Annotated in this window: 31 protein-coding genes; 18 read left to right on the forward strand and 13 right to left on the reverse strand. The window is 45.5% G+C overall.

Annotated features, from left to right (window positions below; genetic code table 11):
* Positions 1 to 185 precede the first annotated feature (185 nt).
* From J4227_04720 to J4227_04755, 8 genes are all read left to right on the forward strand, one after another.
* Entirely contained in the window at positions 186 to 1472 is a 1287-nt protein-coding gene (locus J4227_04720) for an adenylosuccinate synthase (GenBank protein MBS3109802.1), read from the forward strand.
* Between the two features lie 370 nt (positions 1473 to 1842).
* Positions 1843 to 2349, forward strand: coding sequence for a hypothetical protein (locus J4227_04725; protein ID MBS3109803.1), 507 nt, complete (start codon positions 1843 to 1845; stop codon positions 2347 to 2349).
* Positions 2350 to 2397: 48 nt separating this feature from the next.
* Entirely contained in the window at positions 2398 to 3033 is a 636-nt protein-coding gene (locus J4227_04730; GenBank protein ID MBS3109804.1) for a hypothetical protein, read from the forward strand.
* Between the two features lie 107 nt (positions 3034 to 3140).
* A complete protein-coding gene (locus J4227_04735; GenBank protein ID MBS3109805.1) occupies positions 3141 to 3605 on the forward strand; it encodes a hypothetical protein in 465 nt (154 codons plus the stop codon).
* A 29-nt stretch (positions 3606 to 3634) separates the two neighbouring features.
* Positions 3635 to 4123, forward strand: a complete 489-nt coding sequence (locus J4227_04740) for a hypothetical protein (protein MBS3109806.1) — start codon at positions 3635 to 3637, stop codon at positions 4121 to 4123.
* Positions 4124 to 4384: 261 nt separating this feature from the next.
* Positions 4385 to 4843 (forward strand): hypothetical protein, encoded by a 459-nt coding sequence (locus J4227_04745; GenBank protein ID MBS3109807.1) that lies wholly within the window; start codon positions 4385 to 4387, stop codon positions 4841 to 4843.
* Positions 4844 to 4960: 117 nt separating this feature from the next.
* Positions 4961 to 5482 (forward strand): hypothetical protein, encoded by a 522-nt coding sequence (locus J4227_04750; protein ID MBS3109808.1) that lies wholly within the window; start codon positions 4961 to 4963, stop codon positions 5480 to 5482.
* Between the two features lie 73 nt (positions 5483 to 5555).
* Positions 5556 to 5765: a hypothetical protein gene (locus J4227_04755; protein MBS3109809.1), complete on the forward strand. Its 210-nt coding sequence runs from the start codon at positions 5556 to 5558 to the stop codon at positions 5763 to 5765.
* A gap of 87 nt (positions 5766 to 5852) precedes the next feature.
* Here J4227_04755 and J4227_04760 read toward each other — a convergent pair whose 3' ends face one another.
* The 3 genes from J4227_04760 to J4227_04770 all read right to left on the reverse strand — a co-directional run bounded on the left by J4227_04760 (position 5853) and on the right by J4227_04770 (position 7920).
* Positions 5853 to 6068, reverse strand: a complete 216-nt coding sequence (locus tag J4227_04760) for a hypothetical protein (GenBank protein MBS3109810.1) — start codon at positions 6066 to 6068, stop codon at positions 5853 to 5855.
* A 64-nt stretch (positions 6069 to 6132) separates the two neighbouring features.
* Positions 6133 to 7392, reverse strand: a complete 1260-nt coding sequence (locus tag J4227_04765) for a translation initiation factor IF-2 subunit gamma (protein ID MBS3109811.1) — start codon at positions 7390 to 7392, stop codon at positions 6133 to 6135.
* The gene (locus J4227_04770; protein ID MBS3109812.1) at positions 7393 to 7920 is read right to left on the reverse strand and encodes a 30S ribosomal protein S6e; all 528 of its coding nucleotides are present in this window, start codon (positions 7918 to 7920) and stop codon (positions 7393 to 7395) included.
* A gap of 98 nt (positions 7921 to 8018) precedes the next feature.
* Here J4227_04770 and J4227_04775 point away from each other — a divergent pair, with 98 nt between their 5' ends.
* Positions 8019 to 9005, forward strand: a complete 987-nt coding sequence (locus J4227_04775) for a 50S ribosome-binding GTPase (GenBank protein MBS3109813.1) — start codon at positions 8019 to 8021, stop codon at positions 9003 to 9005.
* A 48-nt stretch (positions 9006 to 9053) separates the two neighbouring features.
* On the opposite strand, the gene J4227_04780 is transcribed toward J4227_04775, so the two are convergent.
* On the reverse strand, positions 9054 to 10118 hold the full coding sequence (locus J4227_04780) for a mechanosensitive ion channel family protein (GenBank protein ID MBS3109814.1): 1065 nt from the start codon (positions 10116 to 10118) through the stop codon (positions 9054 to 9056).
* An 82-nt stretch (positions 10119 to 10200) separates the two neighbouring features.
* A complete protein-coding gene (locus tag J4227_04785; GenBank protein MBS3109815.1) occupies positions 10201 to 10737 on the reverse strand; it encodes a 50S ribosomal protein L16 in 537 nt (178 codons plus the stop codon).
* A 689-nt stretch (positions 10738 to 11426) separates the two neighbouring features.
* On the opposite strand from J4227_04785, the gene J4227_04790 reads away from it, so the two are divergent.
* Together J4227_04790 and J4227_04795 are read left to right on the forward strand one after the other, a co-directional pair.
* A complete protein-coding gene (locus tag J4227_04790) occupies positions 11427 to 11930 on the forward strand; it encodes a hypothetical protein (GenBank protein MBS3109816.1) in 504 nt (167 codons plus the stop codon).
* 12 nt (positions 11931 to 11942) lie between these two features.
* Positions 11943 to 12164 (forward strand): hypothetical protein, encoded by a 222-nt coding sequence (locus J4227_04795; protein MBS3109817.1) that lies wholly within the window; start codon positions 11943 to 11945, stop codon positions 12162 to 12164.
* A gap of 37 nt (positions 12165 to 12201) precedes the next feature.
* Here the strand turns inward: J4227_04795 and J4227_04800 are convergent, their stop codons facing one another.
* Positions 12202 to 12567: a PIN domain-containing protein gene (locus J4227_04800; protein MBS3109818.1), complete on the reverse strand. Its 366-nt coding sequence runs from the start codon at positions 12565 to 12567 to the stop codon at positions 12202 to 12204.
* The gene (locus tag J4227_04805; GenBank protein MBS3109819.1) at positions 12560 to 12781 is read right to left on the reverse strand and encodes a hypothetical protein; all 222 of its coding nucleotides are present in this window, start codon (positions 12779 to 12781) and stop codon (positions 12560 to 12562) included. The genes J4227_04800 and J4227_04805 overlap by 8 nt, the downstream gene beginning before the upstream one ends.
* Positions 12782 to 12897: 116 nt before the next feature.
* On the opposite strand from J4227_04805, the gene J4227_04810 reads away from it, so the two are divergent.
* Complete coding sequence (locus J4227_04810) at positions 12898 to 13485, forward strand: hypothetical protein (GenBank protein MBS3109820.1); 588 nt, start codon at positions 12898 to 12900, stop codon at positions 13483 to 13485.
* Positions 13486 to 13618: 133 nt separating this feature from the next.
* Here J4227_04810 and tpiA read toward each other — a convergent pair whose 3' ends face one another.
* The 6 genes from tpiA to J4227_04840 all read right to left on the reverse strand — a co-directional run bounded on the left by tpiA (position 13619) and on the right by J4227_04840 (position 19041).
* Positions 13619 to 14410: a triose-phosphate isomerase gene (gene tpiA, locus J4227_04815; GenBank protein ID MBS3109821.1), complete on the reverse strand. Its 792-nt coding sequence runs from the start codon at positions 14408 to 14410 to the stop codon at positions 13619 to 13621.
* A 34-nt stretch (positions 14411 to 14444) separates the two neighbouring features.
* Entirely contained in the window at positions 14445 to 15161 is a 717-nt protein-coding gene (locus J4227_04820) for a DUF1461 domain-containing protein (GenBank protein ID MBS3109822.1), read from the reverse strand.
* Position 15162: 1 nt separating this feature from the next.
* Entirely contained in the window at positions 15163 to 15654 is a 492-nt protein-coding gene (locus tag J4227_04825) for a hypothetical protein (GenBank protein MBS3109823.1), read from the reverse strand.
* 32 nt (positions 15655 to 15686) lie between these two features.
* Complete coding sequence (locus J4227_04830; protein MBS3109824.1) at positions 15687 to 16997, reverse strand: DUF3737 family protein; 1311 nt, start codon at positions 16995 to 16997, stop codon at positions 15687 to 15689.
* A gap of 36 nt (positions 16998 to 17033) precedes the next feature.
* Complete coding sequence (locus J4227_04835) at positions 17034 to 18122, reverse strand: hypothetical protein (GenBank protein ID MBS3109825.1); 1089 nt, start codon at positions 18120 to 18122, stop codon at positions 17034 to 17036.
* 70 nt (positions 18123 to 18192) lie between these two features.
* Positions 18193 to 19041 (reverse strand): hypothetical protein, encoded by an 849-nt coding sequence (locus J4227_04840; GenBank protein MBS3109826.1) that lies wholly within the window; start codon positions 19039 to 19041, stop codon positions 18193 to 18195.
* Positions 19042 to 19260: 219 nt separating this feature from the next.
* Here J4227_04840 and J4227_04845 point away from each other — a divergent pair, with 219 nt between their 5' ends.
* From J4227_04845 to J4227_04870, 6 genes are read left to right on the forward strand one after another with little or no spacing between them, the layout of a single operon-like run.
* Positions 19261 to 20283, forward strand: coding sequence for a glycosyltransferase (locus J4227_04845; protein MBS3109827.1), 1023 nt, complete (start codon positions 19261 to 19263; stop codon positions 20281 to 20283).
* A gap of 49 nt (positions 20284 to 20332) precedes the next feature.
* A complete protein-coding gene (locus tag J4227_04850) occupies positions 20333 to 21151 on the forward strand; it encodes an aminoglycoside phosphotransferase family protein (protein ID MBS3109828.1) in 819 nt (272 codons plus the stop codon).
* Complete coding sequence (locus J4227_04855) at positions 21141 to 22145, forward strand: phosphotransferase (protein ID MBS3109829.1); 1005 nt, start codon at positions 21141 to 21143, stop codon at positions 22143 to 22145. The genes J4227_04850 and J4227_04855 overlap by 11 nt, the downstream gene beginning before the upstream one ends.
* Positions 22145 to 23419, forward strand: coding sequence for a radical SAM protein (locus J4227_04860; GenBank protein MBS3109830.1), 1275 nt, complete (start codon positions 22145 to 22147; stop codon positions 23417 to 23419). Before J4227_04855 ends, J4227_04860 begins: the two co-directional genes overlap by 1 nt.
* The gene (locus J4227_04865) at positions 23416 to 24312 is read left to right on the forward strand and encodes a radical SAM protein (GenBank protein MBS3109831.1); all 897 of its coding nucleotides are present in this window, start codon (positions 23416 to 23418) and stop codon (positions 24310 to 24312) included. Before J4227_04860 ends, J4227_04865 begins: the two co-directional genes overlap by 4 nt.
* Positions 24270 to 24977 (forward strand): haloacid dehalogenase-like hydrolase, encoded by a 708-nt coding sequence (locus tag J4227_04870; protein ID MBS3109832.1) that lies wholly within the window; start codon positions 24270 to 24272, stop codon positions 24975 to 24977. The genes J4227_04865 and J4227_04870 overlap by 43 nt, the downstream gene beginning before the upstream one ends.
* Positions 24978 to 25033 lie beyond the last annotated feature (56 nt).

Here is a 25033-nt window from a genome sequence, read left to right on the forward strand (position 1 = left end):
ATGTAAGGTCAAGGCACATAAGAACGCAGGCAGCTGAGCTGTTTTGTAGGCTGATAGCCTACAACATCGGCTATCGCCGATGGGATTTTCTACTAGGCCTGTGGCTGGTGCATTCACCAAATTTTTTTTGGATTCTTTGCATTGGTTCGCAAAACTATTTAAAACACTCATGATTTTTTCCTTCCATGGCAAAAGTTGTTGCTGTTATTGGTGCCCAATGGGGCGATGAGGGCAAGGGAAAGGTCATTGACCTTATGGCTGATAAATGCCCGGTTGTTGCAAGGGCAACAGGAGGCAATAATGCAGGCCACACAGTCGTCGTGGGCAAGGAAAAAACAGTCCTGCACCTTCTGCCGTCAGGAATTCTCCACTCTTCAACAGCATGCATCATCGGAAACGGCACAGTGATTGATCCCAAGGTTCTGCTGGGTGAAATCTCAGCATTGAAGGCCAAGGGAATTTCCATAACTCCAAGGAATCTGTTCATTAGTGACCGGGCGCATATAATCCTCCCAACCCACATTGCCTTGGACAGGGCGAGAGAGTCTGCTGCAGAGGCAACAGAGCACAAGATTGGCACAACCGGCCGGGGAATTGGGCCGGCATATGCTGACAAGGCAAGCCGGACAGGAATTCGCATGGCCGAGTTTGTTGACCCCGCAGTGTTCAGGGATTTGCTCAGGCGAAATGTTGATGAAAAAAATTTCATCCTCACGCAGCAATTTAAATCAGGGGCAATTGATTTTGAAGCTGTTTTCAAGGAATACACTAAATATGCAAAGGAGCTTAAGCCATTTGTCACTGATACATCTGTTTTGATAAATGGGCACGCGGCACAGCAGAAAGACATTCTGCTTGAAGGGGCGCAGGGAGCCATGCTTGACATTGACCATGGAACATATCCCTATGTAACCTCGTCCAATGCAGGGATAGGAGGCATTTGCTCTGGCCTGGGGATAAGCCCGCGAATTATCACTGAAATTATTGGCGTGACAAAAGCTTATGCAACAAGGGTCGGCAGCGGGCCCTTTCCAACTGAAATTAAGGATAAGGTCGGGGACAGGATAAGGGAAATTGGCCATGAGTTCGGCTCAACAACAGGCAGGCCGCGAAGGTGCGGCTGGCTTGATTTGGTTGCATTGCGCCATGCCATCCGGACAAATGGAATCACCTCATTGGCAATCACAAAGCTGGATGTTCTGACCGGCCTCAGCGCAATAAAAGTATGCACTTCTTACACAGTAAATGGAAAGAAATTGGAGAATTTTCCAGCAAAATCAAAAGATGCCGAGTCCATTGTTCCTGTCTACAGGGAATTCAAATCATGGAAAAAGGATATCTCATCAGTGAAGTCATTCGCTGGCCTGCCGCCTGAAGCCAAAGCCCTTGTTGATTTTATCCAAAAGGAGTCCGGCGCAAAGATAAGCATTGTTTCTGTTGGACCCGAGCGAACGCAGACTCTTGTTAATTAGCGCAAGAGCAGCCCAGCCCATTTTTTTGCCGGTAATTTATGCCATGCTGAAGTAGTGTCCCATCCCCGCAGGCGGGTCTTGTCGAATTCCTTTCCTATAAGCTTAGTAGAAAAGTTTACGTTTTGCCATCAATTCTGCGAGCATCTGGAAATAAGGCAGACAGCAGTTTTCAGAGTTCCATAGAGAAAACTGCCCTCGTGAATAAGATGCCCATGCGAGCCGATGGCAAAACCTGAGCCTTCAGGCGAAGTTTTCTGCTAAGCTTTCCTATAGAAAAATTTATATACTGGATTGAAATAAGTAAATGTTAATTTGTATGTTAATATATTATGATTATTAACAAACTACCTTTTTGATGTGAGGGATGTAAATGAAAAAAAAAGGTCAAGCCGCGTTGGAATTTTTAATGACTTATGGTTGGGCGATTCTTGTTGTTCTTGTTGTCATTGGCGCATTGGCATATTTCGGTGTGTTGAATCCGAGTTTCCTGCTTCCGGAGAAATGCACCATGGGCCCAGGTATCACCTGCAAGGATTTTAATGTTGACAGCACTACAGACAGAATAACACTCAGTCTGCTCAATGGTCTTGGGAAAGATATTGTATTTACAATGGTGAATGCAACAAGCTCCTTCACACCACAGGGATGCGGCAATTCTTCATCAGAGGTGTGGAATATAACCACAAGAAGTCCTCCAAACCTCATCTTCTCAGGTGAAGAGTTCTTTGTTGATATCACCTGCAGTAAAGGCGCTTTTGGCATTAATCCCACCAGCAGCAAGCAGCAATGGCGGGTATCACTGACATATTACCAGACCGAGAGCGGCCCGGCTTTTACGCATGTAGCTGAGGGCGAACTCACTGCCAGAGTGGACTAATCATTTTTAGCATTTTTTTAACTTTTGAATTGTTAAATAGGGATTATCATGGTAAAAAAAAGAGGCCAGGCAGCTTTAGAATTCTTAATGACTTATGGCTGGGCCATCTTGGTTGTCCTGGTGGTGATTGGCACACTGGCTTATTTTGGCGTGCTGAACCCAAGTTTCCTTCTCCCGGAGAAATGCACCCTGCAGCTTGGATTGTACTGCAAGGATCACAGGATTGACGCCGTTGACAAGTCTGTGAGGCTGATGCTCCAGAATGGCATTGGCCAGGGAATTATCATCACACGGCTGCGCGTTGCAGATGAAAAGGGCATTATCATGTGCGATTCCGGTGTTGGCAAGTTCACATCCGAGCTTACCAAGCCAACCTGCAATGGGGTTGACTGCTCAGGATGCGGCAACCTGGACCCTGCCAGCCTGTTCACAGCTCCGGATGACAGCTATGTCGGGTGCAATCCATTGGCCAATTACAGGAAAACTTTCAACGGCATGCCCGGCTGGCATCTTGAAAACACCTACGATTCCACCATAAAGATACCATGCGATAAAATGAGCCAGGCCGAGGGAAAGGCCAAGGTCAGGATGGATGTGGTTTATTTCTACGATGACAGCACCGCTGACTTTGAGCACACAATGCAGGGCGAGCTGCTTGCCAAGCTTGAGAAGCCTTTGGTATAAATACTTTAAAGCGCTTAATCATCAAATATTTATACTTCTTGCGCACCTTTGCACATTAGCCCGCAACGCAGGAATATTTGTTGCACAAATTCACCGCATTTGGCACAATGGCACGATCGCATCATAAAAAGAGGAAAAAGGCACCTGGTATCAATGCGCAGGTTTCCCTTGAGCATATCATGGTGGTAGCCATTGCCATGATTGTCCTTATTCCTGTTGTCTACCTTTTTTATTCCTATACCCAAAAGTCCACGGCAGAGGTAAATCTTGGCAGGATGTATACGATTGGCCGCAACATTGTGCACGACGCTGAATCCATCTATTATCTTGGGCCTCCTTCCAAGGTGACCCGGGAAGAAAACATGCCGGAAGGCGTGGTCAGCATCGAAATATTGCAGGACCCTTCTGTAACTGCATATGAGCTGGTTTTCCATTTGGCAGACGATAATTCAGTTGTCATCCCTGCCAATGTCCCGATAAATGGCACTTTCGGGGAGGAAAGCACTACAAAGGGGCTTAAGCTGATTGGCATACAGTCCATGGGCGGCTATGTCAATATAACTTTTGAATAAAGAAACTGCCACGCCCATCCACCAACAAAATGCACAATCAATCCTATGCGCATTATCAGGGCAAAAAACCACGCAATTTTGAGGCAAACAGGCGCGGGCAGTCTGCATTTGAGCTTGTAATGGTAACAGGCCTCATGCTCGTAGTATTCACCACATTCTTCATTGTAATCACCAATAGCAGCATTTCAGCCAAAAAAGAGCGCGACACTCAGATACTCAGGGAAATTTCGCTGTTGATATCTGATGAAATCATATTGGCATCATCCTCTGAGGATGGCTACACCCGCACTTTCGAGGTGCCAGTTTCCATCGATGGAATAAATTTCACCGCCGAGCTGCACTATGACAATGATATCAAGAACCATAGTGAAGTCATAATCAAGTCTGTAAACAACCCGATTGAAGTTGAAATTGTTGATATGGTGCAAAAGGATGTTGTGGGAACGATTGTCCAGGGCAGCAACACCATCCAAAAAAGGGACAATGTCGTGTGCCTGAATACCGCCGCATGCCCCTGATCTCCTGCGCTATGCGTGCACTGTGCGCTCATGCCTATCCTGGCAAGCGGATTATATATGAAGTGGATTATTGCCTGCCTGTTTTTGCCAAAGCCTGTTTTTGCCAAGCCAACCAAAAAAATATTAAAGCCTGCCATCTTTTGGGCTCAACAGCAGAGCATGTGGGTGCACCAGGGCCCAATATCCAGTCAATGTTGCATAAACCCTCACTACTGCCTGCCGAATGCCGGCATGCGATAAATGCAAACAGGCAATAATAAAATGACAAGAGACAGGACACTTAGCAGGAAAGCCCAAAACTGGGGCATGGATGTCATGATTGGGATTGGCATATTTGTTCTCGGCCTTGGCCTGTTCTTTTACATCGTTGACAAGAAATCTGATGATGACAATGTCAGCGAGCTGCTGAGGGAAACGGAAAAGATGTCCCAGGCAATGGTTGCCTCAGAAATCAACATCAACAACCCCTGCGCTTTCATCATCGGCAATAAAATCGACAAGCTAAAGCTTGAGCAATGCTCGCAGGATTACCCCTACAGCAAAATCCTGCTCGGAATCCGCAACGACTACTGCGTTTACTTTGTCGACAAGGACGGCAACCTGATAAATATCTCCGCAGTGACCAACAAGTACGGCATTGGGTTCGGGAGCACGGACATAAATTATACTGTGCTGGATGAATTCGGAATCCCGCAGGGCGCAGTGCCCTGCAGCACATAATCCATAACATTTAAAATCATGTACATATACAGTCCTTAATTGTGGCAGGATTGTCCGGTTTAATTTTGACAAAAGAGGCGCACGCATCCAATGGCCAAGAGGAAAAGGGCATCTAAAATGAAAAAAGGAAAAACAATCTCAAAAGCAAAGCCCCAAGTCTTGCCAGCTGCTGGCAAAGTAGCCAGGAAGCCTGGCCTGAAAACCCTGTTGAACCCCATCATAGTCAGCATCATTGCAGTCTACTTCCTGATATTGGCAATCTACGTGATAAACGTGGCGCCCAAGAAAGTCATGCAGGAAAGCCTTGAGACAGACAAGGCCATAATGCTCAAAAGCATTGAGGAGGCCACTAACCCGGACCTTGCCGGCCAGGCATCAGCGCAAAACGTCATCACTTTCATCGTTGGCCAGGAAGTGGACAAGGATAAGCTCCAGGAATTCGCGCAGACAAAATATTCAGACCTTAAAAAACAGCTTGGCCTGACCAATGACTTTTGCATCCATTTCGAGGACCAGGATGGCAACCTCATAGACATTTCAGAGCTGACTGGGAGGCGGGGGGCAGGCATAGGAAGCCCTGAGCTTGAGTTCAATGTCATTGATGACCGGGGCAATCCAATTGCTGTAATGACCTGCTAATCGAAAAGTATTTTAACCAGTTAATCATAATTTTTTAAAAAGAGGTGAAATATTGGGAGTCATAAGCAAATTAATGACAAAGAAACAATATGAGATTGCCCTTCCGCTATACTACTGCGCATTTGCGATTTTCTTCAATATTTTCGGCCTGGCATCAATGTTTGCCCGTGATACACGCTCAGCCATAATCTACCTGCTGTCAGTGCTTTTCATGGGAAATTTCCTCATGTTTGTCGGCTATCTCTACATCCTGCGCGATGTCAGGAAATGGGGATTTGAGTAAGAGTTTTGGATTTCCAATTTTCTCAGAATTTGGCCAAATGGTTTGTCAAAAGTACGCAGCACAATGTAGGCAAATGGGGGAGTTTCCTTATCCGGGCCTTTTCAGGGATTTTCCAGTTATGTGGTGGCCGAGGTTCTTGTAATTCATGAGGAGCAGCGATATCACTGCAATCCCAAAGCTTGTCCACAGCTCTCCCAATGGCCTTGAATAAAGTATGACGACAATCCTATAGACGGATAAAAGAAAAACAGCCGACGCAACCAGCTCAACCCAGTAATCAGCAACCTGTTTTTTAAGCCCCATGCTGCCAATGAATTCATCTTACTATATAAATTTTTTTTGGAAGAACACCAAAGCACGCCTGGCTTTATTTGAGGATTGTCCCAAATCCAATCAGCCTGAACCTTGTCCCAATCCTCCTTGAAATTGTGATTCTTGAGCTTTTCTCGGCGCAGACAGGAAGCTTCAGCTTGCAGTGTATCTGGTTTTTTCCCAGCTTGTCCACAATGCCGACAGTAGCTGCTGAATTGACATTAAGCATAAGGACTTCCCCCATCTTGATGGGCTCGACATTAAGCTCCTTCTCTGACCCAACAACCCTCTCCAACAGGTTGACGCCGAGATTGAACTCATACCACACCTCAGGAAGCTTGCCGACCTTTCCAACGACATTCCCAGTCAGCTTGTCAGACTTGACAATTGAAGGGTCGAGGCTTGTAAGCACCCCCATCGAGCCGCCAGGGCTGATTTCCTTGGCTTCCTTCCCGCCGGTCACAATGCTCATGATTGTTGTCTTTATCGGCTTCCATACCTTCTGGTTTTTTTCCTCGACCATCCTTCCAGGCCGAATCTCAATTTCGTCCCCTATCGTAAGCATGCCCTCTTTCAGCGTCCCGCCGAGGACGCCGCCTTTCAGGCCTTCTATGGCAGTGCCTGGCCTGTTGATGTCAAAGCTCCTCGCTACTAGCATGAGCGGGTCTTTTTTGCTGTCCCTGTTGGGAGTCTTGACGGTATCCTCGATCGCCTTGATCAGGAAGCCAATATTGATATTGTGCTGCGCTGTTATCGGCACAATGGGCACATTCTCATATCGCGTGCCCTTCAGGAATGCCTTAATCTGCTTAAAATTCCTGACCGCATCGTCCCTTGACACAAGGTCTATCTTATTCTGCACAACCACAACATTCTCCACGCCCACAATGTCCAGGGCCATCAGGTGTTCCTGTGTCTGCGGCTGCGGGCACCTTTCATTTGCGGCAATGACAAGCAGGGCACCGTCCATGATTGTTGTCCCGGCAAGCATGGTTGCCATAAGCGATTCGTGGCCTGGCGCATCCACGAAGCTGACTTTTCGTACAGCGACTGAATCTTTGCCGCAGTGCGGGCATTTTGCAGCTGTTGTGTAGCCTTCTGCATCATCTGTATCCGGGCATTTCCTGAAAACCGAATCAGCGTAACCAAGCCTTATCGTGATGCCCCTTTTGATTTCTTCAGAATGAGTGTCTGTCCACTTGCCGGAAAGCCTTTCCGTGAGCGTTGTCTTGCCGTGGTCAACATGCCCTACAAGCCCTATGTTTACTTCCGGCTGGCTGTTTTCAACGTCTGTGTGCTGCTTCTTCTTGACCATTTATTGCTTATCCTCTGGGGTTTTTTCCTCAGCCTTTTTCTCATGCTTGTGATGGTCGCCTTTCACATCCTTTCCAGCATGCTTTTCTACCTTTGCCTCGGCAGGTGCTTCCTTTGCTGGCGCAGCCTTTTCTTCCTTGGCATCCTCTGCTTTTTCAGCTTTTGGCTCCATGGGCTCCTTGCCCTGTTTTGTGACCTTGAGGTTGACTTGGGCTGTAAGGTCAAAAATTGTGTTCCCCGCAACCGACTTCCTTTTCCTGTCGCCGTATTCAATGTCGCGGACGCCGCTGCCTTTTGTGGAGAGAATCCTTTTTCTTGCTGTGCCGATGACATCCCTTCTCATCGGGAATCCGCAGTTGTCGCTTCCGCCTGTAATCATCATCTCATAGCCTGTCAGGCCGAACAATTCACCTTTGACAGTGTCGCCAATCTTCATCCCAAAAAGGTTCTTAGAATCAGGGTCCTTTAGTTCCTTCTGGTAACTTTTGCCCGTTTTAGGGTCAGATATTACAATTTTAAAATCAGCCATGCATATCATTCCTCCCGAGGACTGGACTCCAATGGAGCAGCCTCAGCGATACAAGGAAAAAACAAGCCCTTTAAAAAGGTTGGTGTATTTGCAAAAGCATGAATTTTCAAACCCTGACAAAAGTTGAGAGCGCACAGTTTTACCTGGACACGGCATTCAGGAACGGCCAGCAGGCTGCAGTGCGGTTCAAGCTCCAGAACAAGCCGAGCCGGGATAAGCCGAGGCTGGACAGGACAAAAAATATGGAGTATGCCAGGGTCACTGCCATCAAGAACAGCATGGTCAGCAGCCTGTCCACCATCTTAAAGTCATTCCCGGACATTTCCTCGCTGCCAACTTTCTACTATGAGCTTGTAAAAGTCACGCTGGATTACTACAGCCTGAAAAAATCCCTTGGCACCATGAACTGGGGCAGGGCAAAGGTTGAGGAGTTCTACAGGCAATACATCCCGAAAATCAGGTCTGCACGCGATTTCAGGCAGATGGAGGAATTCAGGAAGCAGTTTTTTGGCCGGGTCAGCAGCATATTTTACCAGATGGACAAGGCCTTCAAGTATCTTGAAAGCGCAAGAAAAACAATGAAGGAATACCCGACAGTCAAGACAGAGACAAAGACTGTGGTGCTTGCGGGGTTTCCAAATGTCGGCAAGACAACCTTATTGTTCCGCCTGACCGGCTCAAGGCCCGAGATTGCCAATTATGCATTTACCACAAAACGAATCAACATTTCCTATTTCAGGGAAGGCGATGAAAGGATCCAGGTGCTTGACACACCTGGCACTCTCAACAGGTTCAATAAGATGAACATGGTTGAAAAACAGGCTTACCTTGCCATGAAGCACTGCGCAGATGCATTTGTCTATGTCATTGACCCGACAGAGCCTTATCCAATAAAGGACCAGGAAAAATTGCTCAAAATGGTCAGGGGATTCAAGAAGCAGGTGATTGTCTATGTTTCCAAGACAGACATTGTCGAAAGCCCAATTGCGCAGGCTGCAGTGTCCAAATACCGTGCAGTGGCCGAGGCTGAAATTCTTAAAAAGGAGATTATGGGCGCTTTAGGTGCTTCTCTTAAGAGCCCATAACTCTCAGGCGGCCTAATTTTTGGCTCCTGAAAACTTCCCCTAATCCTGCTAATTCCCCTTTGCCTTTTCCATAAAGATTGTCCTGGTTGGGAAGGGGATATTGATTTTCTCTTTTTTCAGGGCATACCAGATTGCAGTTGTTACAGTGTCTTCAGTGTCGAGCTTTTCAGAGAATGATGGGACATAAAAATACACCTTGAACTCAAGATAGTAATCAGCCATCTTATTAAAATTTACCCGTGGTTTGGGGTCATGCATTATGCCATTTATATTCTGCAGAGTCTGCAGAAGCACTCTCTTCACTTTGTGCGGGTCAGAGCCATAGTCAACGCCTATAGCAAGCGCAATCCGTATTGTCGGGTCTGGCCTGGCCAAATTGACTATCTTCATGTTGGACAAAAGGTTATTGGGCATTATGATCTCCTCATTGTCAAATGTCTTGATTCTTGTGCTCCTGATTCCGATGTCTATGACCTGCCCTATTTCCCCCTGGTCAAGCTTCACATGATCGCCTACATTGAAATTCTTGTCAAGAATCAATGATATGCCGCCAAAGACATTGGCAAGGCTGTCTTTCAGCGCAAGGGACACAGCCAGGCCTAGCAGGCCAAGGCTTGCAAGGAACGGCCCAACCTGGACATCCCATTCAACCATCACAAAAAGAAAGCCGAGCATAATCACGAAAATCGAGATAAAGCTTTTCAGGAGCGGGAAAATTGTCCTTCCGTGCACTACGCCTGTGGGCCTGTACTTGTCGGTGAGCGCATTCATCGCCACATGGGTAATCACCATCAGCATGTGCGTTACCAGAATTATGAGAAGTGTGTTGATCCCATGGTTTGCCACCACCCCCACTGACTCCTCGAGGTTTAGCGGGAGCACTGCGAATTTAAGGCCCAATCCGGCTATGAGCAGGCTTATGGGCGTCTCAAGCTTTCTGACCAGCATTTCGTCAAGCCTTGACTTGTCCCTATGCACCATGCTTCCGACCAGGGTTTTCAGCAGGCTGAGAATCACATAGGCAATCACAAGGAAAAAGACAAAAACTATAAGCGATTTGGCATAGTCATTCTTTACCAGGATTTGAAGAAGGTCTGTGGTGCTTGCTGCCATTATAAAAATTATTCTTGCAGGCTATATATATTTTATTCCCTATGCTAGAATGGTAAAAAATACTAAGTGAGAATTATGCCTTCTACTTTGCTGTCGGAGCATTTACAATTGTCTCAATTGTTGTCTTGCATGGCACCTTATGCGAGAACCTGATAAGCGCTTTTTTCGCAATGTCCAGGTGCTGCTTGTCAACAGACAATGAAACCATGGGCTTGCCTTCCTTGACCTGCGCGGCAAAGCCGATTGGCTTTCCAAACGACTTCTGCATTCCTGTGCTCATCCTGTCTGCTCCCGCCCCTGCAGCCAGTGGATTTTCCCTTAAGACATGGTGGGGATAAACCCTTATTTTCATGAAATAGCCGCTCTTGCCAAGCACTTTTTCGAGGAGCCTGTTGGAGCTTTGCCTGGCAGCCTCAATTGCATTGTGCCTCAGCTGGAAGCTTGACTTTGAAAGAAGGTTAAGCGTGTACTGGAATTTCCTGTTGGTTTCGCCCATGTTAAACCTGACTACCCTTATGTTCCTTGCTGTCCTGATAAAAGACTTCTGCCTGTATTTGGATATTCGCGTGTAAGGCCTTTCAAGCTTTCTGTATGCTACACCTTTTCTTAGTTTTGCCATAACGGTCTTGCCCCGTTAACAAGCGAATTAGTCTTGGAGGGGTCTCGCTTCGCTTCAACCCCTCAAACTCCGTGAGATATCATGTGAAGATATCCAAGTTAAGCGCAATCCAATATGCTATCCGCTTTGTTAGTATTGCTTACTGGGAAAAATGGCCGCTTTAAAAATGTTGCTATGTTATAGCTTTTTGTGCGGCGGAGGCGGGAATACCGCAGCAGCACCCAATGTGCTGCAGATTTTCGCTGTTTTGTCACAGCTTCGAACCCGCAAGGCATTTGGGTATGCCGCCTCGTCTGGAGCGAGGTGTCAAGAACTGCCTGCTAAAGCAGGCAGCGTGTTTGGATACTGCCTAAAAAGTGAGCAGTTCTTGAGCATGCTCAGAAATCGATATTCTTTCACCGAGTAATTGTTTGGGTATGCCGCCTCGTCTGGAGCGAGGTCTTTCTTTTTTATTTCCAGAATTAATATGCCTTATCAATATAATTCCGAAGATATTTCGGGCCATGGCAAGAATCTGCATCTTAGCTAATAACATTCTATATCACCAACTTAACTTGCGCAATGATACTTTCATTTTTGGCACAGGTTCTCCTTCGGCACTAATAGAAAAATATTTAAATAAGGTAAGTTATATGTGGCTATATTACAGTCAATACCAGTCGAAGTGTATATAAAAAGAGGTGAATTGAATGAAGAAAGGTTCTTTAAGCCTGTCCGTTAATGCTATAGTTGTTCTTATTCTTGCCATAACAATGCTTGGGCTTGGATTAGGATTCATGAAAGGGATGTTTGGGAAGATGACTGAAAGGTTTGACACTGCTTCAGGCGCAGGTGACTTGACCAATCCTCCATCATCATCAAATCCATTTACTGTATCTTCAAACCAGTTATCTGTTTCAAGAGGAACTACTACTTCAGTACAGGTCGCTTGGCTGAATGACCTGATTGCCCCAGCTTCACCGGATCCAAACATTGTATGCGAGGACCAACTTGCAGCTGATCCTATAGGTGGCGGCAGATTGTTTGTAATTGGCCTCAACGCACGAAATAACATAGAGCAAAACAAAATTGCGTCATGGAACGTCGGGGTGCAGGTTGATGAAACAGCGCTAGTAGGGGATGTCTATGCTTGCTCCATAGATGACGCTCAGGTTCCGCCAAAATATGTGGACTTTATAGTAACTGTCAAATAAAGGTGATTCACGATGAAAAAACGACTAACAGCAAGTGAGGAATTTGAGATTATGAAGCTTGTCCTGGACAAGTTTCTGTGGCTTGGCTTCATCATCATGGGCTTTGGAATGTGGTCAATGATTGCCGACACTGGCGAGACAATTGCAAAGGGGCTGGCTATTATGCTGGCAGGCGCAATCGTGCTTGTATTGTTCCTCATGCTCATTGTGAAGGAATACGAGATTATCAGGTAAATTTTATTTTTTCTACTTCTTTTCTTTTTCCACTTTTTTATTTCACATACTCCACATTTGGCATGCCCTCAAAGTCTGAGTCTCCTGTTAAGAACTTAACTTTGTATTTTTGAGATATAACATAGCCAACTGCGTCTGGAATTGACAAATGTTTCTTCTTAACCTTCAGGCTTATAGCCTTTTTTATGTCCTCTAAGGTTACTTCCATTACAAAATCCTTGAACATGTCTGTATATTTGTCCGCTATTTTGCTGCCAACCTCTTTCTTGAGGTTATAGTTTAGCTCTGCCATGTTGAATACGGTTGTAATGGCATGGGCATCCTTGTACTTTTCATATGAAAAGCTCCCTCTAATTATCTCAAAAAATGCATAGGTGTCAAAAAAATAGATTTGTTCACTCATCCCAGGCTTCCTCATCTGATTCTTTCAGCATTTCCAGGGTGCTTTTTCTGAACTTCATCGTTCCGAATGCGTCTTTCAGGGTTCTGCTCTTCTTGGCCACTAAAAGCATGACAGTATCATCCTTGCCTATGCCTTCTGAGATCAGCTTTTCCTTGGGCAAAACCACTCCCAAGCTTCTCCCCCATTCCCTTACATTCGCCTCAACTTCAATCATAATATCACCTTTGATTATATCAATATAATCATCCTTAATAAATCTTTCTGATAATATCCCGAAAATTTATCGCAGCAATCAAAATATATTTATACCACCGTGCCGCATGGAGGCGTATGAGCAAAAAGGGCTTTGAGCTTTCAGCCAACTTTCTTGTCATTCTTATACTTTCCATTGTCATGTTCGGCTTTGGGATATACTTTACCAGGCAGATTATGGAAAGCAGCCGGGACATAACAGACAGAATTGATGACGATACCCTCAACAGGATGGAGGAGCTGCTAAACGACGGCTCCAGGGTTGTAATACCCTTTGACACCAAGACCATAAGGCGCGGTGAAACCGCTGTTTTTGGCGTAGGCATACTCAACACACTGCAGGCGAACACGAATTTCAGGATTCAAACGCAGGACAACACCGGCGCTGTTGCCACAAGCCCTTACCAGGGGAATGCGCCAGACGGCACAGCCATCCCTCCCGCAGAGCTCAGCAAAATCGCCCTGCTTTATGACACAACAGCTGCCGGCAGGAATATCCGGAATAACGATAATCTAAAATATGCAATTGCCGCGAATGTCGCTAAGGATGCTCCTTCCGGGACCTACATCACTAATCTGGTTGTATTTTACGAAGACCCAGCCAATCCTGGCAGCTGGGTGGCTTACGGCGACCCGCTTTACAAGCTCTATATCGTGGTCCCTTGAGCTTGGCTCCTTAAGCTGTGGAACAGAATGCATCACAGTCTTCTTTGCATAATTCGCATGCACTGCTGCAAATTCATCATATGTTTTTCTTGTCTGCCTTATCTCATCCATTTTCAGCCATCTTTTCTGAGATTCAGGAATTCAATATTATGTCAGCAAAATGTTCAGGGTCCAGGCTTGCCCCGCCGACCAGAAATCCGTTTATTTCCCTTTGCGCAGAAAGCAGGGCGCAATTGTCCCTGTTCACGCTTCCGCCATAAATGATGATTGACATCCTTGATACCTGCCTTCCATATGCTGCCAATAATGCATTTCTGATAAAATTGTGCATTTCATTGGCCTCTTCAGGCGTTGCATTCTTCCCGGTGCCAATTGCCCAAACCGGCTCATAGGCGAGAATTACCTTTGGCACTTTTTTTCCATCTACCCCTTTCAGGCCTTCCCTGAGCTGCGTCCCAACCACCCTCTTTGCCATGCCTTTTTCCCGTTCATCCAGCGTTTCGCCTACGCAAAGGACCGGCATCATCCTGTTTTCCAGGGCTGCAGCAACTTTCCTGTTTATGGTCGCGTTGTCCTCTTCAAGGATGTGCCTCCTTTCAGAGTGCCCCGCAAGGCAGAATTTTGCATCGAATTCAGCCAGCATCTCAGCCGATATTTCTCCAGTGAATGCGCCTTTTGGCTGGAAATGCATGTCCTGCGCGCCTATCATTATTTTTGTCCCGGCAGCTGCGCGCTGTGCGGCATAAAGCGAGGTGAATGGCGGGAAAACAATGATTTTTTTCTCGCGCCTTTTTTTTATAGGCCGTTCCCCGGCCCCTGACCCTTCCTTCTCCTTCATTATCCTCTTGAAATCCTTGAAGAACACATACGTCTCCTTAGCTGTCTTGTTCATTTTCCAGTTTGCAGCGATAATCATGTCAGTCATTTGCCAATTCCTCGTCAAAGAATACAAATTTTCACTATTTATGTTTTTTCCTTTTGCCTTCTTTGGCAGCAGAAAAGAGGCCGCCCAGTTTTTTCCCGAGCAGGAGCATGCCGATCCCGTAAATTATGGCCAGCAGGAAAACCATCATTCCGGTCCTGAAAAAAAAGCTTTCCGGGTACATCTCAATCAGGAGGTCGTCCATTGACAGCATCCATGTGTCGCCCTGGAAAAATGCGAGGTGGAACCTGCCAAACAATTCAGCAAAATCCCAGAATGATATTATCACAACAGCGGCCAGGCCGAGCACGGCATACCCTCCCGCGCGCAGGGACTTGCCGATTTTTTCCAGGCCTTTCTCCTTCCCAAGGGCAGAAACAAGCCAAAATCCCATGGCAAATGCAAGCAGCACGCTCATTTTCTCTGCCACAAGGACATTCTGCACAATATTTTTCACATCAACCATGTGGAGCCTTTCCTTGAGCGTGTAGTATTCCCCTGGCAGAATGTCAAATTCCTGGCCGTACCTGAAATAACTCAATATTTCGGAAGTTTGCTGCATATAGAATCTGGCAACTGCCGGGGTTTCCCTTTTGCTGAATTCATGAAAATAATATCCCTCGCTGAATGCTACAGCGTGGAATGCCAGTGTGTAGGAAAGCACGAAAAGGGAAACAGCCAGCACAACCATTGCTGTAAAAGATGAAACGCAGGTTTTTTGGCCCTTTGAGGATTCTCTCCTTTTTCCAGGCATATTATCGTCTCCTGTTCCATGACATCTTCTTGATTATGTCGTCAACGCTTCCCGGGATGCCGCCACTTCCATCCTCATCATGCTTTTTCCCCTGGTGCTTTTTGCCGTGGCCTTTCTTATCCTCATCGTCTTCTATGGACTCGAGGCCGAAGCCAGGCGGCATATGCGCCCGGAAAAGAGTTTTTGCAATTTCATCGTCATCAACTTTCTTGTATTTTTCCCCGAGCTTGTCATCTATTCCCTCATCCTTGCTCGAGAACTTCTCGTCCTTTTTCAGGAAATCCTCGTTTTCCTCATCCCTCTTCAGGTAATCATCGCCAAGGCTCTTGCCATCATCCCTGCCGTACATCTTTTCCTGGTGGTAGAGCACATCTTCTTCTTCATCCCCTCCGTGGCTGTGGCCCTGGTACTTGAACATGTCCTTGACTGCAGATGTAAGGGCATATTTTTTCGGGGAGAATTCATCTTCCTCTGATGGATGGTAGGCTGCCATGCCTTGATGGTCGGCAGGGGGTTTTATATTTTTTACCTTTTCTGGCCCGGCAGGACACTGATCTGGCTTTTGTACATGTCATTCAGGGTATAGCCCATCTGGTTCAGGTAGCCTTCCCACTCATGCAGCACATCGCTCCTGCGCTCGGCCCAGCCGAGATTGAGCGAATTGCTCATCAGTTTGAGCGCGCTGTCATATTCCTTGCTTTGCATCATTTCCCTCACATTTCGGATATGCCTGCTGTCAGCAGATTCGACAAGCTGGTTGAAAAAATTTTGTGTATAAGGAGAGGTGTACCATCCCACCACAGTCAAAAAAGCAAAGGTTGCCAGCTTTGCACGCCTAATCCTGAACAGTCTCTCAAGATTCTCGCTGATTGTGGTCACAGCATCCTTTGGCAGCTCAGTATTCCCTGGATCATACAACGCTTCCCTCAGCTCATTTGCATTTTCGCCGATATATCTCTCAAACCTTCTCTTGGCCCGGATGGATTTTCCCATTTTCAATGGATTCATGACAAATTCGGAGAGGCTTTTGTACTCCGGGAATGACGCCAATACCTCTTTGAGGCCCATGATGGCATGTTCATTCCTGCTTTTTCTCTCAGCCTCAATAAGGGCTTCTCCTTGCATAACCCTGCTTTGCCAGTATCCTGTGTCTGAAATTGTGCTGTAAGCGGCATTATCCTCCTGGCTGCCATGCTGCCTGACTATCTCCCTAATTTTCAAGGTGAAATTTTTTGGGTCAACAAGCCTGTCCAGCGATTTTCTTGGAATGATGGTCGCATATTCACTTCCTTGCCTTACATCAGCAGCAAAAATCCTGCTCCCTCCTCTGGAAACAATCCTGTCAATGCTCTCAGCGACAATAAAGCCTGACTTTGGGCTGTTGATCTCGGAGATATGCCGGACGTAGCATTGCACATTCTCAGCTTTTTCAAAGGCATTCTTCCCCATGACATCACCGTCTATCAAGATGGCATTGACGCTTTCCTCAAGCAATGACCTGCCGGTGCTGATGTTGTTCACGAGGAGCGCATTTTGCGATGCATACATCGCAGCATCTCCTGAGAGCGTGCTGTCAACCACAAATGGGTAAAACGCCCTGCCGAAAGCAAACTCTCCTGAAAATTCGGCCTCGCTCGCTATTGGATATTCAGACTGCCAGGCAACTTCATTGCCAGAATAATGGCCTTTGTCTATGAAGACATACCTGCTCCCAAGGAGCGGCCTGTCCGAGCCAAATCTGCAGGCAACGACTTTAATGCCTTCTTCCCTTGCAAGAAAATTATCCTTGCCTCTATCAGTTCTCAGGTAAACATTCTTGCGCTCTGGCTCTGCCATGTGGCTATCACCCATCTCCAGATCTGCAGTCCAACTTTATTTCTGAGGCTTATTGAATACAGGCAATAACTGCAATTCTTGGGTTTCGCTTGTATATGCCTGCTTTGCAGGCTGGCCAACATCGCCGTACATTATTTTGCTGGCTTTCTGGCTCGTTCTTGATCGAATGCTGTTTATGATATTTCTTGTATCAAGCTGGGTGGAATGAACCTGCCTCATGTAGCTGTCTGCAAAAATTGGAATTCTTTCTTGCTGAGCAATCCTTGCCATGCTTTTGGTCAACGCACTGTTGGCAACCATAAACTCATTCACTAGAAACGCAACAGAGTCGTAGCTTTCCATTGCACTTGATAATCCATCAAATGCCTTTTTGCTGGCAGTTAGATTAGTATCAATTTTTGCAGTCATTTCCAATTGGGAGGAAGTTTCTCCTATCGCAGAAGAATAAGTATCTATCCTTTCTGCAAGTTCTTCTCTGTAGTGTGCCAATAGATTCTTACCCATCTCACAATTATCCATAGTTCCTTCATATGCTGTTAATTGCCGTTTCACCTTTAAGACTTCATCAGCCAGGTCACTGAATTCATGCTTCAGGGCCACACCCGCCTTTGATATTTTTTCCCGTTGGGGTAGACTATCATATCTAGATTTTAGTTCCATGCCCACTTGTGCATAGCTATCAAGGGCATCTTTCAGCTGTTCAACATTATCAGCTGCCTGGCTCTGCATACTGTCAAGGTCTTTGATGTGCTCGCCGGCAGAGCTATAATCTCCCTGCCACTTTGTAACGTACTGCTCAAGCCTACCCACTTCATCAGTTGCCTTTGTAATCATTCTTGGCAAAGCTGATCCGGCTTTTTCATTCATTTTCCTGCTTGCCCATTTTCCTATAAGTGGAAGAGCGGACAGAAAACCATAGCCCCTATCACCAGTAACCATCCTGGAGCCGGCTGCATATTTACCAAAAGATTCCTCTGCTTTCCTGTTTTCATCGGCAAATCGTTCATACCTTGATGAAATTTCAACGCTATAGCTTTTGAATTTTTCTGCATGGTATGTGTCTCTGTTTAATGTCAACTCAACACTTTGAATTGGTTGTAATGCTTTGATTTTTTTCCTTGCCACAGCGAGCCTTTGCTCCAGGTTTGCATCCACTCCATCAATCTCAACTTTTTCCATTGTTTTTGCTTCCATCTTATTCACCCCTCCACCATTTTCTTATCTGTTTCAGGCCTTCGGAGCCTGTTTCCATGATTATTTTCACAAGGCTGGCCTCATCCTGCCTTGGATTTTTTTCAGCGGAGAAGAAATTTGTGTCATAATATTTCCATTTGCCGTCGGAGAATACATACTCAACTGCGGTGTTCATGACTTTCCTGTCGCGGACATTCTTGAATTTGTCAAGCGCTCTGTACTCGACTTCCACAGTTGCCCTATTCCCGATGACATTAACGGATTTTCTTTGATAGAGAAACGTGTCACCCGGCAGCTTTTTTTCATGCTCAGCCCTGACTTTGTCCCACTCGCGGATAACATTGTCATACAAATGCAGTATCCTGAACCCTTCGTCTTGGGAATATTTTTGCCCATTTATCTCAGTCCATCTGCTTCCTTTGGAGGCAAGGCTGTCAATATCGTTGCCCTTTATGGAAAATTCATATTGCTCCACAAACTCAAGGCCGTCAAGGTCATAGGAATAATGCACATCTGCTGTCGCAGAATTACCATGCACGGATGTGACATCAGCTGACACGCCCTGCTTCAGCCCTAAATATGACGCTAGCCCCTTGCTCACCGAATCAGGAATGTCATAGGACATCCTGTTCTGGATCTGGTCTTCCAGCCGCATTTCATGGTATTTTCTTTCAACATAATTTGCGCCAGATTTTGCAGCATTCTGCATCACATTCCATGATTTTTTCCCAAGGCTTTCGAGCAGGCCAGGCGCATGCTCTTTCACCTTCTCCTGAGAATAGCCTATCTGGGAATGGCCTATGGCAGATGCGAACAGCACCAATCCAAGCAAAGCCTCTTTTGATTTCATAAGAACTATGTTGCAGGGAGATTTAATGTGATTTACTGTGCAAAAATCGGAAAGATTTAGTTAATAACGAAAAAACCAATTAACATAGCAGAAATATTGCGGAATAATTAGCAATAATCGGAAATCTTCCGTTTATTTCAGAATAAAACAATCAATTTTGGGCATAGGTTAAATTTATTTTACATATAGCTTTATAAATAAGTACACTTACTACTATTAATGAGTAATAAAAAAACTGGACTAAGCATAGTAGTCCCAACATTTAATCGGCCCGATAGCTTGGATAACCTGTTGCATTATTTATCTAACCAAAATGACCTTGGTTCTGAATTCGAAATCATTGTCGTGGATGATGGCTCGGAATCTGATTACCACGGAGTCATTTCTAAACATCAAAACCTCCCACTGGCATTTTACAAAAAGGAGCATAAGGGGCCAGGGGCTGCCAGAAATTTGGGGGTAGAATTATCCAGTTTCAGTGCCGTCTTATTTATCGATGATGATGTGATTCCAACAAATGGCCTTGTAGGGCAGCACATGAGGTCGCATCAGAGAAATCAGCCAGCGTATTCGATTTTGGGGGCCACTTATTTTCCGACTTCTGGGGGTGAAGTTATGGACAGACACGAATATCCAAATGGTGTCACTTTTCGCCTATCCGAGCAGTCCCCTCATTTCAAGGATCAGCAAGTGTTGGATTATACTTGGTTTATTACCTGCAATGTCTCTGTGGACAGGGAACGATTCCTCTCGGTCGGTGGATTTGACGAGAATTTTATTTTTCCAAATTATGAGGACATTGAGTTAGGATACAAACTTGAGGCCAGCGGGGTGCAATTGATATTCAGCAAGGAAGCTAGGGCATACCATCTCAATGTTCACTCCTTTGCAGAACGCAGTAGATGGGCGTATCAGAATGGATATTCCAAGGGCATAATGATTGGCCTTCATCCGGAACTGACAGATGAACTGATTCAATGCAGGAGATACGGTGTCGGCGAAAAAAATCTATTGGAGATGAGGACTGATCTGGTAAATGAAGAAGAAGTCATGGCAAAAGGCCTGGAACTTGAAAAAGCGCTCAGAGCGAATTCAAACCCACAGTTGATGCAGCAATTTGAACAGTTATGCAACGCATTTTATGCGCACCTTGAAGCAAGAGGGCTGCAAGACAGGCTAGGTGGTATGTATCGAGCACCGGGAATTTCGAAACCTACTGGTTTCCAAATACAACATAAATGAAATTGCAACTATCCAAAAAGTTGGCGGCAATACAAATCAGAATTATTTAGTGGCAGGTCCATCACAAAGGTATATATTGCGTGTTTCTAATCCTGCCAAGACTGAACAGGAGCTTGCATTTGAAACTTCTGTGCTTGACCAATTGGCCAACGAGTTATTTGTGCACTTTGTGGCAAAACCAGTGCCGGATGTCCGCGGGAGCAAATATTCCTTAGCACAAAATGGCGCATTAGTGACATTGTTCCAATTTGTCGAAGATGAATCAAATGGCTTTGCCTGGAACCCATCCCATCCCGATAAGGAATTTCTCGAAGATTTGGCAAGGAAAACTGCTATTTTGCACAGGAGCCTTGCTTTATGTCGGCCTGAAGGTCAAAAGGCATCTTTGGCAGAAAAATTCAGACGATACAAAGGCGGCCCTTATTTTGTCGATATTTTGGATGGCGAGAATCTGGTCCACACAGACCTGAGAATCAAAAACTTGGTCTTTCGATCCAATAAAGTCAAAACTATTCTTGACTTTGACGATATGACGCACGGCAATCAGCTATATGATCTTGCCAAAATTATAAAGGAAAATTTTGCGCTCAGGCAGGATTCGGGTGGGAGCCCCTTGCCACACTTTAATCTGGATGCAGCATCAGCATTTCTAAAAACATACCAGGAACTGAACGGCAGGGTGGATACAGAAAAAATCTATGAGCTGATGAAAGCCTGCATTGTTCATGTGCTTAATTTTTTGGAAGGGGACAATCCCCTTCCGCATGAGCAAAGGGAGTTTATACAAAAGCTGAACATCCTGCAAATGGATTATTTGGGCCAGGCCAAAATAAAAAATGATATTATGGGTGTTTTCCGTGAACAGTGAAACTATTGAGGCCTGTTACGGATTGGATGTTGTTAATTCCCGGGATTTAAGTACTGGGCACACTAACCAGACGCGATTACTTACCACTGGAGACGGAAAAAAATTCATAATGAGGATTTACAATAAGAGGCAGCCCGTGGATATCATATCGAGGGAACATGGCCTACTTAAACATTTTTCATCCAATTTTGCATACAATGTCCCCCATTTGCTGCCTAATCGGCAAGGAGGAACACTTTCCAAGTCAGGCGATTTGCAGTATGCAATCTATCCGTACATCCCATCTTCGCAAAGCCCATATGTCATACTGCAACCATCGAAAAAAATAATTCATGAAATCTCAAAATTATCTGCCAGCTTCGCGGCCAGGGCCGCTGAGTATCCAATCCCTCATACCAATGAAATTATTTTGGAGTTGCAGTCCTACAAAAATAGACTGATAGCATACCTTGCCGGCATGCGTCAGGAAAACCATAACACCCCTCTATTTAATGGGAATTTAGCAAATCGAAATGAATTTTTCATGAATAATATCGAAGATTTAGTAAGAATGTTTACAGGTTACACCCCGAGCTCTGTCGCACATACAGACCAGCGGAAGGACAATTTTATATTTTCACCAGGAGATGAAATAACTGGTTTGCTGGATTTCGGAAATAGCATGCTTGCAAGCCCGTGGTACGATATAGCATTTACACTTAAAGAGCATACCCTGCCTCAGGAGATTAGCGCTGACTTCAACTATGCCCTGCTTCACGAGTTTCTCACTGCATTCCACCAAGCCTTTGAATCAAAGGGAGTGAATATCAAAACCGACCAGGAATTACTAGTGCCTTTTATGCGGCTTTCCGCATTGAGATGCTTATCCTGGCTCTTGCAGGACAGAACCCACACACCTGAATACAGAGAGCAGCTTCAGGATTGGATATATAGGCAGGCGGAATTATTGGTGCACGAAAAAACAACCAGAGGGATTATTGGGAGGCTGAGATAATGATATCCCTTATAAACTCCCCAACAGGAAAGAGCACAATACGGCAATGCGCAGGGGGACTAGGGTTTGGAAGCAACGAGGAATCAATCTTCCCGCCGATAGATTTGATGTATTTTGCAAGTGAGATAAGGAAAGAGCAGGATGTGGCAATCCTGGATTGTGATGCGCAGAGTATTCCTAAAACAAGGGCACTGGAATTGATTGCTGAATCGGATGGAGCGATAATTAATGTATCCCTCCCAACAATACATGAAGATATGGATTTTATCAGGGCAGCGTCTGATGTTACAAATGTGCTGCCACAGACATCAATCACCCACAAGCCAATTTTAGAACAAATTTTTGAGGATACAGGTGTTAATCGCATAATTGTTGGGAAGCCTATCACGGATATCAACAGAATTCTCCGTGGAGAAGACACCTCTGTGGCAAAATATGTCAATGGCAGGCTAAGACTTGATAAGGTTGTCTATTTCCCTGCTTTCGACAAGTTGGCGTTGCCAGCCAGGGATTTAATTGACAGCACTCTTTATTTCTACAATTCCCTTGGAAAGCCTTCAACTGTCATCTACACCGGACTGGGTTGTCCGCACCCCTGCAGGTTTTATTGCCCTTATCCCTCAGGCGAAGGGACCATATGGATAAGCCGCAGTGCCCAGGGCATTTTCTCAGAAATCAATGATGCCATGAAAACCGGCAGCAACTCGTTCTACTTTAAGGATACTTTGTTTACCAGTGATCGCGCAAGAGTAATGGACTTGTCCAGGCTGCTTGTGGCAAATCAAGCCAAGATCAGATGGTGGTGCGAAACACGAGCAGACCAGCTGGATGAACAGCTCATGGAATCTATGAGGGAATCAGGTCTTGCAGGTTTGAACCTCGGGATTGAGTCAGGTGATGAGGTTGTCCGGCGCACCAAAACCAAGAATGGTCTAAGCGATAGCAAAATTGATGCTGTTATAAGGTCAGCAGATAAGCTGGGAATAAAGTACGCTTTCCTTGTGATGGTTGGGCATCCCGCTGAGACTCCAGAAACAACCCAGGCTACCTTGGATATTGTGAAAAGGTATCATCCATTTGAAGTTGGCATATGCTATGCGACACCCTACCCCGGTACCGGACTTTATACATTGGCCGAATCCAAGGGGTGGCTGGTGGATAGGGATCTGTCCCATTATGACGGTCGCACCCCTGTTATGCGAACGGATAACATGTCAATTGCAGACATGAAACTATTTTATAATCAATTAAATCAAATGAGGACTAGAAGATGACAGAAAATGTAAAACCGGTACACATACTTGATTTGGAGCTTACAAATTATTGCAACGCTGACTGCGTTTTTTGCCCTAGGGACAGCCTTGGAAGGCAGACCGGCTTAATGAGCCGCGAGACTTTGGATGCAATTATTGAGAATATTGACGGATTTGACTTCAGGTCCATAAACCTGTCCGGGTTTGGTGAGCCCTTGTTGAATAAGAAAATATGGGAGTTTGTGCGCCTGATTAAATCATCCAATGATTCGCCACTTGTGCTTGTCACGAATGGCGCATTGATGCATGAGGATGCAGCCCGATTTATTTTGGATACTGGCATTGATGAGGTTAGAGTTAGCTACAATGGCAGCAGTGAGGAAATCTATAATGCCATGATGAAAAGGCTGGATTATCACGCCACAACTGCGAATGTGCTTGGTTTAATCCGGACAAAAGGAGCAAGGCAGAAGCCTGTTGTCTCTATCAACACAGTTGCAACGGACTACAATACCAGAGACCTTAACAACCTTATCAATTTCTGGACTGAACACGGTGCTGACAAGATTGTGGTTCACCAATGTCACAATCGCGGTGGCTATCTCCCGGACATGAACATTAGGGAGGACATAATTCGCGAAGTTGTACAAGGTGAACGGGCTGATATCAAACCTCAAATACAGCAGTTTCCAACCGAGATAAACTGCAAGCTCTACAACGAACAGATCTTTGTAGCTTGGAATGGAAAAGTGCTTCTTTGCTGCAACGACCTAGAGGGGGGATATGTTTTAGCAGATATAACATCACAAAATATAAAAGAGATATTGCATATAAAGGGACAATATAAGGATCTGCCAGCAATGCCAGCCTTATGTCAGGATTGCCAATATCATCCAATACAGACAAAGAGATGAAAATCATGAAAAAACTGGTTTTGTGGGATATTGACGGAACAATACTGACAGACGGAGGTGCCGGACATAGGGCATTTGAAAAGGCAATAGGGTCTTTCCTTAATTTGGCCAAAATAAGGCATGTGCGCAAAGCCGGCAAGACAGACCCGGCAATTATCAGAGAAATGCTCATGGCTAATGGCTATGACCATGGGCAAATTGATGTCACCTCCAAATTGCTGAATGAGTACGCAAAATATTTTGCAGAAGAATTTTCAAAGGCAAAGGATGCCAAGCTCATCTCAAATTCCTATGACGCTGTCACGGCACTGGCAGGAAATGGGGACTGTGTGCAGGGGCTGGTAACGGGAAATCTTAAGTCTATTGCGCTGGATAAAATGAGAAAATTTGGCTTAATTGCTTACCTCGCTGATGGTGGCTTTGGCTCTGATTCTGATGAGCGAAACGCTATTGCGGAAATAGCGGTAAAACGTTTTCGGAAGAAATACCCTGACATTGCGGAGATTTTTCTGGTTGGAGATACTCAGAGCGATATCAGGGCAGGTAAGCATATTGGAGCAATAGTAATTGCTGTCGGAACCGCAGAAAAAAGGGCAGAATTTGAGGCGGCTGGTGCTGATTTTATAATGGGTAACTTAAAAGAAATATCACAAATCATCAAATAGAAGCAGTTTCTCCTTTTTTGAAAGCCTCTTTGTCACACGCCTTGTCATTTTTATTT

This window comes from Candidatus Woesearchaeota archaeon, assembly GCA_018303405.1.
Lineage (GTDB): Archaea > Nanobdellota > Nanobdellia > Woesearchaeales > JABMPP01 > JAGVYD01.

Bases quoted from the DNA above. Each gene is read 5' to 3' on its own strand.
- J4227_04720 (MBS3109802.1), top strand. From the start codon at position 186: ATGGCAAAAGTTGTTGCTGTTATTGGTGCCCAATGGGGCGATGAGGGC.
- J4227_04725 (MBS3109803.1), top strand. From the start codon at position 1,843: ATGAAAAAAAAAGGTCAAGCCGCGTTGGAATTTTTAATGACTTATGGT.
- J4227_04730 (MBS3109804.1), top strand. From the start codon at position 2,398: ATGGTAAAAAAAAGAGGCCAGGCAGCTTTAGAATTCTTAATGACTTAT.
- J4227_04735 (MBS3109805.1), top strand. From the start codon at position 3,141: ATGGCACGATCGCATCATAAAAAGAGGAAAAAGGCACCTGGTATCAAT.
- J4227_04740 (MBS3109806.1), top strand. From the start codon at position 3,635: ATGCACAATCAATCCTATGCGCATTATCAGGGCAAAAAACCACGCAAT.
- J4227_04745 (MBS3109807.1), top strand. From the start codon at position 4,385: ATGACAAGAGACAGGACACTTAGCAGGAAAGCCCAAAACTGGGGCATG.
- J4227_04750 (MBS3109808.1), top strand. From the start codon at position 4,961: ATGAAAAAAGGAAAAACAATCTCAAAAGCAAAGCCCCAAGTCTTGCCA.
- J4227_04755 (MBS3109809.1), top strand. From the start codon at position 5,556: ATGACAAAGAAACAATATGAGATTGCCCTTCCGCTATACTACTGCGCA.
- J4227_04760 (MBS3109810.1), bottom strand. From the start codon at position 6,068: ATGGGGCTTAAAAAACAGGTTGCTGATTACTGGGTTGAGCTGGTTGCG.
- J4227_04765 (MBS3109811.1), bottom strand. From the start codon at position 7,392: ATGGTCAAGAAGAAGCAGCACACAGACGTTGAAAACAGCCAGCCGGAA.
- J4227_04770 (MBS3109812.1), bottom strand. From the start codon at position 7,920: ATGGCTGATTTTAAAATTGTAATATCTGACCCTAAAACGGGCAAAAGT.
- J4227_04775 (MBS3109813.1), top strand. From the start codon at position 8,019: ATGAATTTTCAAACCCTGACAAAAGTTGAGAGCGCACAGTTTTACCTG.
- J4227_04780 (MBS3109814.1), bottom strand. From the start codon at position 10,118: ATGGCAGCAAGCACCACAGACCTTCTTCAAATCCTGGTAAAGAATGAC.
- J4227_04785 (MBS3109815.1), bottom strand. From the start codon at position 10,737: ATGGCAAAACTAAGAAAAGGTGTAGCATACAGAAAGCTTGAAAGGCCT.
- J4227_04790 (MBS3109816.1), top strand. From the start codon at position 11,427: ATGAAGAAAGGTTCTTTAAGCCTGTCCGTTAATGCTATAGTTGTTCTT.
- J4227_04795 (MBS3109817.1), top strand. From the start codon at position 11,943: ATGAAAAAACGACTAACAGCAAGTGAGGAATTTGAGATTATGAAGCTT.
- J4227_04800 (MBS3109818.1), bottom strand. From the start codon at position 12,567: ATGAGTGAACAAATCTATTTTTTTGACACCTATGCATTTTTTGAGATA.
- J4227_04805 (MBS3109819.1), bottom strand. From the start codon at position 12,781: ATGATTGAAGTTGAGGCGAATGTAAGGGAATGGGGGAGAAGCTTGGGA.
- J4227_04810 (MBS3109820.1), top strand. From the start codon at position 12,898: ATGAGCAAAAAGGGCTTTGAGCTTTCAGCCAACTTTCTTGTCATTCTT.
- tpiA (MBS3109821.1), bottom strand. From the start codon at position 14,410: ATGACTGACATGATTATCGCTGCAAACTGGAAAATGAACAAGACAGCT.
- J4227_04820 (MBS3109822.1), bottom strand. From the start codon at position 15,161: ATGCCTGGAAAAAGGAGAGAATCCTCAAAGGGCCAAAAAACCTGCGTT.
- J4227_04825 (MBS3109823.1), bottom strand. From the start codon at position 15,654: ATGGCAGCCTACCATCCATCAGAGGAAGATGAATTCTCCCCGAAAAAA.
- J4227_04830 (MBS3109824.1), bottom strand. From the start codon at position 16,997: ATGGCAGAGCCAGAGCGCAAGAATGTTTACCTGAGAACTGATAGAGGC.
- J4227_04840 (MBS3109826.1), bottom strand. From the start codon at position 19,041: ATGAAATCAAAAGAGGCTTTGCTTGGATTGGTGCTGTTCGCATCTGCC.
- J4227_04845 (MBS3109827.1), top strand. From the start codon at position 19,261: ATGAGTAATAAAAAAACTGGACTAAGCATAGTAGTCCCAACATTTAAT.
- J4227_04860 (MBS3109830.1), top strand. From the start codon at position 22,145: ATGATATCCCTTATAAACTCCCCAACAGGAAAGAGCACAATACGGCAA.
- J4227_04865 (MBS3109831.1), top strand. From the start codon at position 23,416: ATGACAGAAAATGTAAAACCGGTACACATACTTGATTTGGAGCTTACA.
- J4227_04870 (MBS3109832.1), top strand. From the start codon at position 24,270: ATGTCAGGATTGCCAATATCATCCAATACAGACAAAGAGATGAAAATC.